Annotated in this window: 13 protein-coding genes and 1 riboswitch; of the genes, 8 read left to right on the forward strand and 5 right to left on the reverse strand. The window is 71.9% G+C overall.

Going from position 1 to position 12,420, the window contains the following annotated elements; genetic code table 11:
- Positions 1 to 37 precede the first annotated feature (37 nt).
- The 3 genes from ACFV7Q_RS17700 to bcp all read right to left on the reverse strand — a co-directional run bounded on the left by ACFV7Q_RS17700 (position 38) and on the right by bcp (position 1,981).
- The gene (locus ACFV7Q_RS17700; protein ID WP_385429308.1) at positions 38 to 721 is read right to left on the reverse strand and encodes an HNH endonuclease; all 684 of its coding nucleotides are present in this window, start codon (positions 719 to 721) and stop codon (positions 38 to 40) included.
- Entirely contained in the window at positions 718 to 1,368 is a 651-nt protein-coding gene (locus tag ACFV7Q_RS17705; RefSeq protein WP_385429310.1) for an HNH endonuclease, read from the reverse strand. Before ACFV7Q_RS17705 ends, ACFV7Q_RS17700 begins: the two co-directional genes overlap by 4 nt.
- Positions 1,369 to 1,513: 145 nt before the next feature.
- The gene (gene bcp / locus ACFV7Q_RS17710) at positions 1,514 to 1,981 is read right to left on the reverse strand and encodes a thioredoxin-dependent thiol peroxidase (protein ID WP_385429312.1); all 468 of its coding nucleotides are present in this window, start codon (positions 1,979 to 1,981) and stop codon (positions 1,514 to 1,516) included.
- Between the two features lie 78 nt (positions 1,982 to 2,059).
- Between bcp and ACFV7Q_RS17715 the strand changes: the two genes are divergently transcribed.
- The 3 genes from ACFV7Q_RS17715 (at position 2,060) to ACFV7Q_RS17725 (ending at position 3,440) form a co-directional block, all read left to right on the forward strand.
- Positions 2,060 to 2,422 (forward strand): DUF3618 domain-containing protein, encoded by a 363-nt coding sequence (locus ACFV7Q_RS17715; protein WP_385429314.1) that lies wholly within the window; start codon positions 2,060 to 2,062, stop codon positions 2,420 to 2,422.
- A gap of 94 nt (positions 2,423 to 2,516) precedes the next feature.
- On the forward strand, positions 2,517 to 2,819 hold the full coding sequence (locus ACFV7Q_RS17720) for a GroES family chaperonin (protein ID WP_385429362.1): 303 nt from the start codon (positions 2,517 to 2,519) through the stop codon (positions 2,817 to 2,819).
- Positions 2,820 to 3,018: 199 nt separating this feature from the next.
- Positions 3,019 to 3,085: riboswitch (guanidine-III (ykkC-III) riboswitch) on the forward strand.
- A 34-nt stretch (positions 3,086 to 3,119) separates the two neighbouring features.
- A complete protein-coding gene (locus tag ACFV7Q_RS17725) occupies positions 3,120 to 3,440 on the forward strand; it encodes a DMT family transporter (protein WP_385429316.1) in 321 nt (106 codons plus the stop codon).
- Positions 3,441 to 3,477: 37 nt separating this feature from the next.
- Here ACFV7Q_RS17725 and ACFV7Q_RS17730 read toward each other — a convergent pair whose 3' ends face one another.
- Positions 3,478 to 5,904, reverse strand: a complete 2,427-nt coding sequence (locus ACFV7Q_RS17730) for a transglycosylase domain-containing protein (protein ID WP_385429318.1) — start codon at positions 5,902 to 5,904, stop codon at positions 3,478 to 3,480.
- A gap of 187 nt (positions 5,905 to 6,091) precedes the next feature.
- Here ACFV7Q_RS17730 and ACFV7Q_RS17735 point away from each other — a divergent pair, with 187 nt between their 5' ends.
- The 5 genes from ACFV7Q_RS17735 (at position 6,092) to ACFV7Q_RS17755 (ending at position 11,751) form a co-directional block, all read left to right on the forward strand.
- Positions 6,092 to 6,919, forward strand: coding sequence for an ABC transporter permease (locus ACFV7Q_RS17735; protein WP_385429320.1), 828 nt, complete (start codon positions 6,092 to 6,094; stop codon positions 6,917 to 6,919).
- Positions 6,912 to 7,769, forward strand: a complete 858-nt coding sequence (locus tag ACFV7Q_RS17740; protein ID WP_385429322.1) for an ABC transporter permease — start codon at positions 6,912 to 6,914, stop codon at positions 7,767 to 7,769. The genes ACFV7Q_RS17735 and ACFV7Q_RS17740 overlap by 8 nt, the downstream gene beginning before the upstream one ends.
- Before the next feature lie 30 nt (positions 7,770 to 7,799).
- A complete protein-coding gene (locus ACFV7Q_RS17745; protein ID WP_385429364.1) occupies positions 7,800 to 8,777 on the forward strand; it encodes an ATP-binding cassette domain-containing protein in 978 nt (325 codons plus the stop codon).
- Positions 8,778 to 8,993: 216 nt separating this feature from the next.
- On the forward strand, positions 8,994 to 9,692 hold the full coding sequence (locus ACFV7Q_RS17750; protein WP_385429324.1) for a DUF1707 domain-containing protein: 699 nt from the start codon (positions 8,994 to 8,996) through the stop codon (positions 9,690 to 9,692).
- Positions 9,693 to 10,407: 715 nt separating this feature from the next.
- A complete protein-coding gene (locus tag ACFV7Q_RS17755) occupies positions 10,408 to 11,751 on the forward strand; it encodes a DUF445 domain-containing protein (protein ID WP_385429326.1) in 1,344 nt (447 codons plus the stop codon).
- A 333-nt stretch (positions 11,752 to 12,084) separates the two neighbouring features.
- Here the strand turns inward: ACFV7Q_RS17755 and ACFV7Q_RS17760 are convergent, their stop codons facing one another.
- Complete coding sequence (locus tag ACFV7Q_RS17760; RefSeq protein ID WP_385429328.1) at positions 12,085 to 12,384, reverse strand: hypothetical protein; 300 nt, start codon at positions 12,382 to 12,384, stop codon at positions 12,085 to 12,087.
- Positions 12,385 to 12,420 lie beyond the last annotated feature (36 nt).

Here is a 12,420-nt window from a genome sequence, read left to right on the forward strand (position 1 = left end):
CTGGCCAATTTGGACATCTGGCCCGGTGTTGCTGCGGCTAGTCTACGGCCCGGACGTTCCGATGGGCGACAGGCCTCCGGCGTCCTCCCCGGCACCAGGTGCTGGTGATCGCATGGCAGTTGGGGCAGAGCAAGCGGAGGTTCTCACGCCGGTCGTCGCTCCAGTCGCCGTTGATGTGGTCGATCTCCAGTGTCATGGGGCGGCCCCGCCATGAGGGTGTCACGCCGCATCGGTCGCAGCGCTCGGGCATGCCGACCTCTCCGAGGGCGCGCCGCAGCAGACCCGTCTGCGTACGCCGCGTCCCGTCGTGCTTCACGAGGATGTTCGCGGCTGGCTTCAGTGGCGTTGGTCCGGGCTTGCCGCGCTGGTGGCCTTGTCCGAGGAAATGCTCGGTCGAGAGGCCGTCCTCACGGATCCACCGCTTGAGGGAGGCGCGCTGACTGCCGGAGACGGCTATCCCCAGCCGCCGTAGCGCCTCCGCCAGTGAGTGCGAGGCGGCAACCGCGTCGCGCAGGGTCGTGCTGTCGGGCCTCGTATGGCGTTGGTGCTTCCGGCGGCCGAAGTGGGAGATGTCGATGCCGAATTTCCGGAACCGCTCTCTGAGGTAGGAGTCGAGCCTGGGGTACCTCTTGGTGCCCAGGAAATCGATCGCTTCGTCCATGCTCGTGCACCGGGTCGCGGCTTCGGCGAGGCGCTCCCGCGTGTAGCCCGCGCCCGTCATGACCGACGCCCCTTGGCGCGACCCCGGTAAGTGTCCGTGGTGGAGTGGCAGTTGGGGCAGAGGAAACGCAGGTTCTCGCGGCGGTTGTTGCGCCAGTCGCCGTCGATGTGGTCGACCTCCAGGGCGAGCGGTTCTCCCAGCCACACGGCCCCGATGCCGCAGTCGGCACAGCGCTCCTCGATGCCGGTCTCCAGCAGGGCGCGCCGCAGGCGTGTGTTCGGCACGCGCCCGGCGTGCAACGAGCGGTCCTCCTGCAGGATCTCGTCCGCGGACCGACGGCGCCGGTTGTCCCGCATGCGTTCGGTGCGGCGGGGCTGGGTGAAGTGTGAGGTGTTGATGCCGAAGGCCTTCACCTTGCGGCTGATGTGGGTGTGGTGACCGCCCACCGGGTCGAGTCCCAGGCGGCGCAGGACCTCGTACATGCTCGTGGACGCGGCGACGGCCCCGGCGAGCACCTCCCGCGTCCACTTCACCCCGTCCCGCTCGAAGTGGGAGGTGTCCACCCCCAGCTTCCGCATGCGGTCGTGGACGTACCGGCGTGTTCCGCCGTGCGGGTCCGCGCCCAGCTTCGCCACCGCCTCGCTCAGTGTCCGCGACGTGCGCGCCGCCTCCGTGAGTCGTTCCCGCGTGTACCGGGTCGCCGGCATGGGTCACCCCGCCCTTTCGCTTCCGCTCTCGTCACCGCCCGTGTGTGCGGCTCCCGGACGGAGTAACGAACCGCTGGGCGAGACGTCACGTCCGATAAGCGGAACGGCCCGCACCGGTTTGGTGCGGGCCGTTCCGGGGCGGACGTCAGATGCCCAGGTCCTTGATGATTTTGGCGACGTGGCCGGTGGCCTTCACGTTGTACAGGGCGCGTTCTACCTTGCCCTCCTCGTCCACGATCACCGTGGAGCGGATGACCCCGGTCACCGTCTTGCCGTACAGCTTCTTCTCGCCGTAGGCCCCGTACGCCTCCAGGACCTGCTTCTCCGGGTCGCCGACGAGGGTGACCTTCAGGTGCTCCTTCTCGCGGAACTTCGCCAGCTTCTCCGGCTTGTCCGGCGACACGCCGATGACCTCGTAGCCGGCGCCGGCCAGCACGTCCAGGTTGTCGGTGAAGTCGCAGGCCTGCTTGGTGCAGCCCGGGGTCAGTGCGGCGGGGTAGAAGTACACGATCACCTTGCGGCCCTTGTGGTCGGCGAGCGAGACCTCGTTGCCGTCCGCATCGGGCAGGGTGAAGGCAGGGGCGGTGTCGCCCGGCTGGAGTCGCTCGCTCATCTCGACAGTCTCCTCGGGAGGTGGATCGCTACGGCACGAGACTAAGCTGACAGACTGTCCATGGCGGATCACGCCCCCATGCGACCAGACCATGGGCACGACCACGACGACGGAGGCAGCGCGGTGCCGGAAGCCAGGACCCCCGCACAGATCGAGGCGGACATCGTCCGCCGCCGCGAGCAGCTGGCCGAGACGCTCGACGAGATCGGTGTGCGCCTGCACCCGAAGACGATCGTCGGGGACGCGAAGGCCAAGGTCGTGTCGACGGTCGACCACACGGCGGGGCGGGCGGTCGTAGTGGTGAACCGCTTCGTCACGGACGTGCGGGACGGCCTGCGGGACGAGGACGGTGCCCCCCGCTTGGACCGGATCGTGCCGGTCGCCCTGCTGGCCGTGGGCGTGGTCGGACTGATCGTGGTGTCGGCGCGCCGCAAGCGCTGACGACCCTGCGGCGGACAGGTCGGGCGCGGGCGGGTAGTTTCGTGGCGTGAGCGACAACACCAACACCACCACCCACGACAAGCTGCCCATCCGCATGCTGCACGACCGCGTGCTCGTGAAGTCCGACACGCCCGAGGGCGAGCGGCGCTCGGGCGGCGGGATCCTGATCCCGGCGACCGCTGCCATGGGCAAGCGGCTGGCCTGGGCCGAGGTGGTCGCGGTCGGGCAGAACGTGCGCAGTGTGGAGCCGGGCGACCGGGTGCTGTACGACCCCGAGGACCGGGCCGAGGTCGAGGTGCGGGGGGCGACGTACGTGCTGATGCGCGAGCGGGACCTGCACGCGGTGGCGTCGGAGCGGCTGGAGGGGTCGAAGGACTCCACCGGTCTCTACCTCTGATCGTTCGCCTCTGATCGTCCCGCCTTCCCGATCGTTCCGGCCCGGCCCTGACCGGTTCCCGTCCGGTCTGTTTCCCCTCACCCCCACCCGCAGCCGCACGCAGCCGAAGCCGCACCCACAGCCGCAGCTGCAGTCGCGTCGCGGTCGGCCCGTGGGCCGGTGACCTCGGTCACCGGCCCTTTCGCCGTTCTCCCGCTTTGCTACGGTGGGGAGCGGACCACCCCGACGAGACGCGCCGTACCGGGTTGACGACAAGACGACGCACCCCCGTTTCCGCTCTCGTTTCCGGAGGTGTCCGTCGTGGCGTGGGTTCTCCTTCTCGTCGCCGGTCTGCTCGAAGTCGGCTGGTCGATCGGCATGAAGTTCACCGACGGGTTCACCCGGTTGTGGCCGAGCGTGTTCACCGGTGCGGGGATCGTCGCCAGCATGGTGCTGCTGTCGTACGCGGCGAAGACCTTGCCGATCGGGACCGCGTACGGGGTGTGGGTGGGCATCGGTGCGGCCGGGGCCGCGGTGCTGGGGATGGTCGTGCTCGGTGAGCCGGTCACCGCGGCCCGGGTGTTCTTCGTCGTGCTGTTGCTGGTGGCCGTGGTCGGTTTGAAGGCGACCTCCGGGCACTGAGCGTCCGGTACGCCGCCGGCCTGGCGCCCGCGGGCCGTCACTCCAGGTATTCGGAGGGCGGACGGGTGCGGGTGCGGGGGAGTGGGCCTTCGCCCGTGCCGCCCGGGGCGCCGGTGGTCCAGCCGCCACCCCCGGTCCCGCCGGTGACGGTGCCGCCGGTGGTCCCGCCTTCCGCGGTCCGACCGCCGGTCGTCTGCCCGCCCTGCTGCTGCCGCTGGTCCTGGTCCTGGTCCTGGTCCTGGCCTTGGTTCTGTCCCCGGTCCTGGTTTTCGTCCCGCCCCCGGTCCTGGTCTTCGTCCTGCTGCTGGTCCTGTCCGTCCCGCGGTCCGGTCGGCAGGCCGGGGCGGTCCGGTGGGAGGGGCGTGCCGGGGGTGGGCCCGCCGGGCTCCTGGGGGGTTTCCGGTGCGAAGGGCGGCGGGGTACTGGCAGCGCCGGGTTGGAGGTCCAGGTCGAAGTCGACGGGGTCGGTCGCCTCCAGGGCCGTCTTCGTGTATTGGGCCCAGATCCGGGCCGGGTAGCCGCCGCCTCCGATGCGGGCCTGGCCGAGTGCCCCGTACAGGGACTGGGGGGTGCCGGTGTCGGGGTCCTGGCCCATCATGGCCACGACGGTGACCAGGTTCGGGGTGTACGCCGCGAACCAGGCGGCGCGGTCGAGTTCGGCGGTGCCGGTCTTGCCGGCGGCCGGGTGCCCGGCGGCGAGGGCGGCGGTGCCGGTGCCGTTGTCGACGACGCTGATCAGCATGGAGGTGGTGGTGTCGGCGGCTTCGCGGCTGACGGCCTGCCGCGGGGTGCGGTCGGGGAGCGGGACGGTGTCGTCCCCCTTGGTGATCTTTTCCAGGAAGGTGTACGGGGTGTACTGCCCGTGGTCGGCGAGGGTCGCGTAGGCCTGGGTCATGTCGAGTGCGCTGGCCTGCATGGTGCCGAGGGCCATGGCCGGGGTGGCGGTGAAGTTCGGGGTGCTCTCGGGGATGCCGAGGGCGGTCGCGGTGCGCTTGACCTTGACGGTGCCGACGTCGACGACCATCTGGGCGAAGACGGTGTTGACGGAGAGGTCGGTGGCGGTGGTGACGGGGATGGGGCCGTAGCTGATCTGGCCCTCGTTCTCGGGTGCGTACGGGATGCGCGTGCCGACGACGCGGCGTTTGTTGTCGCCGTTGTAGAGGGTGCCGGGGGTGATCGGGCGGCCGTCCTGGGTGCGGGAGTCGTTCTGGACGGCGGAGGCGAACACGAACGGCTTGAAGGTGGAGGCCACCTGGTAGTCGTGCCGGGTCGCGTTGTTGACGTACTGCTTGGTGTAGTCGATGCCGCCGTACATGGCGACGACCTTGCCGGTGGCCGGGTCGATGGAGGTGGCGCCGGCGCGGACGAAGCGGTCCACGGGGCGCTGTTCGGGGTCGAGTTTGCTGACCACGTGGTTGTCGACGGCGTCGACGAGGGCGTTCTGGCGGCGGCGGTCGATGGTGGTGGTGATGCGGTAGCCGCCTTCGGCGAGGGTGTTCTCGTCGAGGATCTCGTGTTCGGTGATGTAGTCCTTGATGGCTTCGACGAGGTAGCCGCGTTGGCCGGAGAGGCCGGGGGCGGCGCGGACCTTGCCCGGTTCGGGGAAGCGGATGGCGGCGCGGTCGGTTTCGGTGAGCCACTTCTTCTTGACCATGCCGTCGAGGACGTAGTTCCAGCGGGCGAGGGCGCGGTCGCGGCTGCGGGGGTGGGTGATGACGTCGAAGGTGCTGGGGGAGTTGAGGAGGGTGGCGAGGTAGGCGCCCTCGGCGGTGGTGAGCCGGCCGACGTCCTTGTTGTAGTAGGCCTGGGCGGCGGCTTGGATGCCGTAGGCGTTGCGGCCGAAGTAGCTGGTGTTGAGGTAGCCCTCCAGGATGTAGTCCTTGGACTTCTCGCGGCCCAGTTTGATCGCGATGAAGAATTCCTTGACCTTGCGCTTGATGGTCTGTTCCTGGCCCAGGTAGTAGTTCTTGACGTATTGCTGGGTGATGGTGGAGCCGGACTGCTTGCCCTTGCCGGTGAGGGTGTTCCAGGCGGCGCGGAGCATCGCCTTGGGGTCGACGGCCCGCTCGGAGTAGAAGTCCCGGTCCTCGGCGGCGAGTACGGCTTCCTGCGCCGTGCGGGGGATCTGGGAGAGCGGGACGTTGACGCGGTTGATTTCGCCGTCGTGGGCGAGTTGGGTGCCGTCGGAGTACAGGTAGACGTTGGACTGGGCGGTGGCGGCGGCGTTCGCGGGTGGGATGTCGACGAGTAGGTAGCCGGCGACGAGGGCGCCGCTGAGGAGCAGGGCGAGCAGGAGGGCGCAGCCCATGACTCCGCGCCAGGTGGGGGCGAGGCGCCGCCAGCCGGTGTGCGGGCGCTCGGAGTTGGGTGCGGTCCGCTGTCCGGCGGGGGGTGGTGCGGGGTGCCCGGTGGGGGCGTCCGGGTTACGAGGGGTCCAGCCAGGGGGCGGTGACTGGTGGCTCATTGCCGGGACTCCTCGTAGCTGTTCGAAATATCCGGATCTGTACTCCATGCTGTCTACCCGATGGCTGGGCATTCCGCCTTGGACGGGCGTAATTCGGTCGCATGGATCGCTCCTCCGCACTAAGCTCGCGCGGCTTCGACCGGGGCACGGACGACGTGGGAACGACGCGGGAAATCGGAGGGATACGGTGCGCCAGCGGGTGGGGGTGCGGGCGCGGCTCTACCTGGCCGTCGCTGCCGGGGGGTTGAGGCGGTACGCCACCTACGGAACGGCGACGGCGGCAGGGGTGTTCACGAACACCGTCTTCGGCTTCATCCTGGCGTACACGTACGTCGCGCTGTGGGACGAGCGCCCCGGTCTCGGTGGTTACGACCAGGCGCAGGCCCTGACGTTCGTGTGGGTGAGCCAGGCGATGCTGGCGGCGACGGCGCTGATGGGTGGGGGGTTCCAGGAGGAGCTCCAGGAGCGGATCCGGACCGGGGACATCGCGGTGGACCTGTACCGGCCGGCGGACCTGCAGATGTGGTGGCTCGCCGCGGACCTGGGGCGGGCGGCGTTCCAGTTGGTGGCGCGGGGGGCGGTGCCGCTGGTGGCCGGGGCGCTGGCCTTCGAGCTGGCGCTTCCCGTCGATCCGCTGCGCTGGCTGCTGTTCCTGGGGTCGGTGCTGCTGGGGCTGGTGGTGAGTTTCGCGCTGCGTTTCCTGCTGGGGTTGGCGGCGTTCTGGCTGATGGACGGGGCCGGGGTCAATCTGATGGCCACGGTGGCCGCGATCTTCTTCTCCGGGATGTTGCTGCCGCTGACGGTGTTCCCGGGTGGCTTCGGGGAGGTGGTGCGGGTGCTGCCGTGGTCGGCGATGCTCCAGGTGCCGCTGGACGTGCTGCTGGGCCGGTACGCGGGGGCTGGGGACGTGGCGCGGGCGCTGGCGTTCCAGGCGGGTTGGGCGTGCGTACTGCTGGCGCTCGGGCGGCTGATGCAGTCGGCCGCGACGCGGAAGGTGGTGGTCCAGGGTGGCTGAGGGGGTTCGGGGGGTTCCTGGGTTTCCGGCGGGGCGGGGCGGGCGAGCGGTGGAGGGGTTGCGCGGCTACGGTCTGATCGCGGCGATGTGGATCCGGTCGACGATGGCGTACCGGGCGTCGTTCGTGCTGTCGACGGTCGGGAACGCTGCGATCACGCTGCTCGACTTCGTCGCGATCTTCCTCATGTTCTCGCACGTCGACGCGCTGGGAGGGTTCACCCTGCCCGAGGTCGCGCTGCTGTACGGGACCTCGGCCGCCTCGCTCGGGCTCGCCGACCTGCTGCTCGGCAACCTCGAGCGGGTCGGGCTGCGGGTCCGTGACGGCTCGCTGGACACGATGCTGGTGCGGCCCGTGCCGGTGCTCGCGCAGGTCGCGGCGGACCGGTTCGCGCTGCGCCGGCTGGGCCGGGTCGTGCAGGGGCTGGGGGTGACGGCCTGGGCGGTGGCGGTGCTGGACGTGGAGTGGACGTTCGCCAAGGCCCTGCTGCTGCCCGTGATGGTCGTGGCCGGGGCGGCGATCTTCGGGGCGGTGATGGTGGCCGGAGCGGCGTTCCAATTCGTCGCGGGGGACGCGGCGGAGGTTCAGAACTCCTTCACGTACGGCGGCAACACGATGCTGCAGTACCCGCCGACCATCTTCGCGAAGGACCTGCTGCGCGGGGTCACGTTCCTCGTGCCGCTCGCCTTCGTCAACTGGCTGCCCGCGCTGTACGTGCTGGGGCGGTCGGACCCGCTGGGACTGCCGGGGTGGCTCGCGTTCATGAGCCCGGTGGTGGCGTTCGCGGTGCTCGTGCCGGCGTCGCTGGCCTGGCGGGCGGGCCTTCGTTCGTATCGGAGCACGGGGAGCTGAGGCGTGGTGGACGAGGAGGGAGACGAGGGCATGGACGGGGCCGCGGAGGTGCTGATCGAGCTGGACGGGGTCGAGAAGGTTTTCGACGTCCGGCGCCGGGCCGGCCTGGTGCGCCGGGAGAAACACCGGGTCAGGGCCGTGGACGGGATCAGCTTCCGGGTGGCGCGGGGTGAGGTGGTCGGCTACATCGGGCCCAACGGAGCCGGGAAGTCGACCACGATCAAGATGCTGACCGGCATCCTGACCCCGAGCGGGGGCCGGCTGCGGGTCGCCGGCATCGACCCGGCGCGGGAGCGGATGCGGCTGGCCCACCGCATCGGGGTGGTGTTCGGGCAGCGCACCACGCTGTGGTGGGACCTGCCGCTGAAGGACTCGTACGGGCTGGTGCGGCGGCTGTACCGGATCCCGCGGGCCCGCTTCGAGGAGAACCTGGAGCGGTGCGTGGACCGGCTGGACCTGGGCCCGCTGCTGGACGTGCCGGTGCGGCAGCTGTCGCTGGGGCAGCGGATGAGGGGGGACGTCGCGGCGGCGCTGCTGCACGATCCGGACGTGTTGTACCTGGACGAGCCGACGATCGGGCTCGACGTGGTGAGCAAGGCGAAGGTGCGGGGATTCCTGCGGCAGCTGAACCGGGAACTCGGCACGACGGTGCTGCTGACCACCCACGACCTCCAGGACATCGAGCAGCTGTGCGAGCGGGTGATGGTCATCGACCACGGGCGGCTGATGTACGACGGGGCGCTGGCCGGGTTGCATGCGGCCGGGTCGGTGGGGGAGAGCGAGCGGATGCTCGTACTGGACCTGGAACGGGAGCTTCCGGCGATCAGCGTGCCGGGGGCGCGGGTGGTGAAGGTGGAGGGGCCGCGGCAGTGGTTGGCGTTCCCGGCGGGGGCATCGGCGGCGCCGCTGGTCGCGGAGGTGGCGGCGAAGTACCCGCTGTCGGACCTGTCGGTACGGGAGCCGGACATCGAGGACGTCATCGCGCGGATGTACGCGGGGCGGGGGTGAGGCGCGCTTCGTCCGCGGACGGTCCGGGGGTTGCGGTTCGGGCGATGCGGTTCGGGGGATGCGGTTCGGGGGTTGCGGTTCGGCCCCGTACGACGGTGCCGTGCGGTGGGGACTTCGTAGGGGGTCCCGGCCAGGGATGAATCAGGGGCGGATCAGGGGACAAGACGGGGGTCCGGGCCGTACAACTCCCGTGTCGGGCTGCATAGGCTGGACCCCATGACTGACGAGGGGCCGCAGAAGCCGTTGCCGGAACTCAGGGCGTCGGATGCCGACCGGGAGCGGGTGGTGGAGCGGCTGCGCGACGCCGTCGCCGAGGGCCGGCTCGACATGGACGAATTCGAGGAGCGACTGGAGGCTGCGTACACATCGCGCACCTACGCCGAACTGGAGCCGCTGACCAAGGACCTGCCGGCGCCCGGGGGTGCGACGGTCGGCGTGTCGTTCCCGGTGGCGGGGGCGGGGGAGGACCGCTCCTGGGCGGCACGGGTCGGCGTCGGGAGGCCCGAGGGGGCCTCCGGCACTGCCGTGGCCGTGATGGCGGGGTTCGAGCGCAAGGGCAACTGGACCGTTCCCGAGCGCTTCGACGCGGTGGCGTTCTGGGGCGGGGGCCAGCTCGACCTGCGCGACGCGTACTTCGCGGAGCGCGAGGTGGTGATCAACTGCGTCGCGATCATGGGTGGGGTCGAGGTCATCGTCCCGCCCGGCGTGGAGCTCGACGTACGGGGCGTCGGGATCATGGGGGGCTTCGAACAGAAGGGCGCCGCGGGCCCGCCGGCGCCGGGCGCCCCGCGGGTGGTCGTGACGGGCCTCGCCTTCTGGGGCGGGGTGGAGGTCAAGGTCAAGCCGCCGAAGACGCCGAAGCAGCCGAAGGGCCCGGAGGGGCTGGGCGGCCCGAGCCTGCGCAAGGAGCTGTGAGGGCGGTGAGAACGGCGCGCCGGGCGCGCCGGGAACTCTTCGGGCGCGCGGGGAGTCGGATCCTATGCAGACAAAACCGGCGCCCGGGGGAAGGCAGGAGCACGTGAACGACCGCACCGCACCCGAAGGCGGCGCCCCGGCCGGCCCAGACCCGGGCCGCGGCCCGGGGACGGGCCACCCGGGCCCGGATCCCGGCTCCGGGGCGAGCAGTGCTGCCTCCGGGGCCGGCTCGGCCTCCGACTCCGACTCCGGCTCGGGGACGGGCGGTCCCGGCCCGGGAACCGGATCTGGCGCCGGCCCCGGCCCCGGCACCCCCGAACCCGGTGCCGGCACCCCCGGCTCCGGTGCCGGCACCCCGGAACCCGGTGCCCCTCCCGGCTCGGGAGCCGGGGCGGCCTCTGGGAGCGGCCCCGGGCGTGGCGCGGAGCCTGGGCGTGGCGCGGATTCCGGGCATGGCGCGGATTCCGGGCGTGGTGCGGGCGCCGGGGCGGGAACCGGCCGTCACTGGGGCGCCCACTCCGAGCCGGGGCCCGACCCCAGACCGGACCCCGATCCCGACCCCGATCGCGATCCCAGTTCCAGTTCCGACCCCAGCCCTACCCCGAAGCCCGGTAGGGGTGCCGGTGCCGAGAGTCCCGAGGTCGGTGCCCGCCCGGCGGTCGGCCCGCGGCCCGGGGCGGGAGCCGGAACTGGCGCAGGGGCGCGCACCGGCACGGTGCTGGCCGTTGCCGGAGGCACCGGCACCGGCGGCGGCGGCCGGGGCGACAGGTCGGCGGCCCGCACCGCCACCCTCAGCGGCTTCGTGTTCAGCGCGGCGGACGAGGAGCGCAGGCGCGGCGTACGCCGGATGAAGGCCACCGCCACCGGCCTGCTGCTCCTGGTCGCGCTGGTGTACGTACTCGCCACCTGGGCGGAGCACACCGGCGCCAGTGCCTGGGTCGGCTACGTCCGGGCTGCCGCTGAGGCGGGCATGGTCGGTGCGCTCGCCGACTGGTTCGCGGTCACGGCGCTGTTCCGCCGCCCGCTCGGCCTGCCCATCCCGCACACCGCGATCATCCCGACCAAGAAGGACCAGTTCGGTGCCTCGCTCGGCGAGTTCGTCGGCGAGAACTTCCTCTCCTCGGCCGTGGTCCGCGCCCGCCTGCACGCCCTCGGCATCGGCCGGCGGTTGGGGGTCTGGATGGCCGAGCCCGCGCACGCCGACCGGGTCACGGCCGAGCTCGCCACGGCGTTGCGCGGGGCCTTGACCGTACTGCGCGACTCCGACGTCCAGGCGGTCGTCGGGGAGGCCATCACGCGGCGCGCGGAGTCCGCCGAGATCGCGCCGGGCATCGGCAAGACCCTGGAACGGGTCGTCGCGGACGGCGGCCACCACAGGGTCGTGGACCTGGTGTGCGCGAAGGCGCGCGACTGGCTGGTGACCCACGGGGACTCGGTCATGGGCGCCGTCCAGGGCGGTGCGCCGGGCTGGACCCCGCGGTTCGTGGACCGCAAGGTCGGCGAGCGCGTGTACAAGGAGCTGCTGCGCTTCCTCACCGAGATGCGGGACATGCCGCAGCACCCGGCGCGCGGGGCGGTGGACCGGTTCCTGACGGACTTCGCGGCCGACCTCCAGGCGGACACGGACACCCGGGTGCGGGTGGAGCGGCTCAAGGTCGAGATCCTGGAGCGGGAGGAGATCCAGGACGTGATCGCCTCCGCGTGGACGGCGATCCGGTCGCTGATCCTGTCGGCGGCGGAGGACGAGCGCAGCGAGCTGCGGCTGCGGGTGCGGGCGTCGCTCCTGTCGCTGGGGGCGAGGCTGGCCACGGACCAGCGGCTCCAGGACAAGGTGGAGGGGTGGATAGAGGGCGCGGTGGTGTACGTGGTGACCACGTACCGGGCGGAGATCACCTCGCTGATCACGGAGACGGTGGCCGCATGGGACGCGGAGCAGACCACCCGGAAGATCGAGGCCCACATCGGCCGCGACCTCCAGTTCATCCGCATCAACGGCACGGTCGTCGGTGCCCTGGCGGGGCTCCTGATCCACACGGCGTCCCGCGTGCTCGGCGCGTAGCGCGACGCGCCGGGGGCCCTCCCGCTCCACCCGACGCCCCTCTCCCGGGAGCTGGGCGGCCGCCCCTCCACGGCCTTCCGGCCCGACCGCCGAGGAGGGGCGCCCGTCCCGCCGTACGCGAGCGGCTGCCTGGTGCGTAGCCCGTCGACAGCTGCGCGATCCGGCCGCACCGGCGGGTCGGGGGCGGGGGCGGGGACGGCGGCCGGCGATGTGGCTGCTGCGCAGTACCCGGCCTCGGGGTGCCCGGAGGCACGCCGACCCGCACCTCCGGGCCACCTCCGGGTGCTGCTCGGGCCGGGGCGGGGAGGGCCGGCGGGTCCCCGCTCCCGGTGCTCAGCTGCGGTCGGCCACGGCCCAGGCGGTGGCGGCCACGACCGCGGTCGCGCCGAGCACGGCCGGCCATGCCCCGACCTTCTTAGCCAGTGGGTGCGCACCGGCGAAGCCGGCCAGGTACAGCGCCCCGAGCCCGGCCGCCGCGGGGACACCGCCGCGCCGGTGCCACTCGCGTCCGGCCGCGATCCCGGCCGCGCCCAGTACGACACCGCCCAGCGGGCGCTTCTTGGTCCACCGGGCGACGGCGTAACCGCCGACCAGCCCGGCGGCCGCCACTGCGGAACTCGGTACCCGCGCCATGCCCAACTCCCTCGTACGTTCGTCGAATCGAATCCG

Origin of the sequence: Streptomyces sp. NPDC059851 (assembly GCF_042732005.1) — a bacterium.
GTDB lineage: Bacteria > Actinomycetota > Actinomycetes > Streptomycetales > Streptomycetaceae > Streptomyces.

Coding starts and splice junctions, on each gene's coding strand:
- ACFV7Q_RS17720 (WP_385429362.1), top strand. CDS start 2,517: ATGCTGCACGACCGCGTGCTCGTGAAGTCCGACACGCCCGAGGGCGAG.
- ACFV7Q_RS17730 (WP_385429318.1), bottom strand. CDS start 5,904: ATGAGCCACCAGTCACCGCCCCCTGGCTGGACCCCTCGTAACCCGGAC.
- ACFV7Q_RS17750 (WP_385429324.1), top strand. CDS start 8,994: ATGACTGACGAGGGGCCGCAGAAGCCGTTGCCGGAACTCAGGGCGTCG.
- ACFV7Q_RS17705 (WP_385429310.1), bottom strand. CDS start 1,368: ATGCCGGCGACCCGGTACACGCGGGAACGACTCACGGAGGCGGCGCGC.
- ACFV7Q_RS17745 (WP_385429364.1), top strand. CDS start 7,800: ATGGACGGGGCCGCGGAGGTGCTGATCGAGCTGGACGGGGTCGAGAAG.
- ACFV7Q_RS17760 (WP_385429328.1), bottom strand. CDS start 12,384: ATGGCGCGGGTACCGAGTTCCGCAGTGGCGGCCGCCGGGCTGGTCGGC.
- bcp (WP_385429312.1), bottom strand. CDS start 1,981: ATGAGCGAGCGACTCCAGCCGGGCGACACCGCCCCTGCCTTCACCCTG.
- ACFV7Q_RS17700 (WP_385429308.1), bottom strand. CDS start 721: ATGACGGGCGCGGGCTACACGCGGGAGCGCCTCGCCGAAGCCGCGACC.
- ACFV7Q_RS17715 (WP_385429314.1), top strand. CDS start 2,060: ATGCGACCAGACCATGGGCACGACCACGACGACGGAGGCAGCGCGGTG.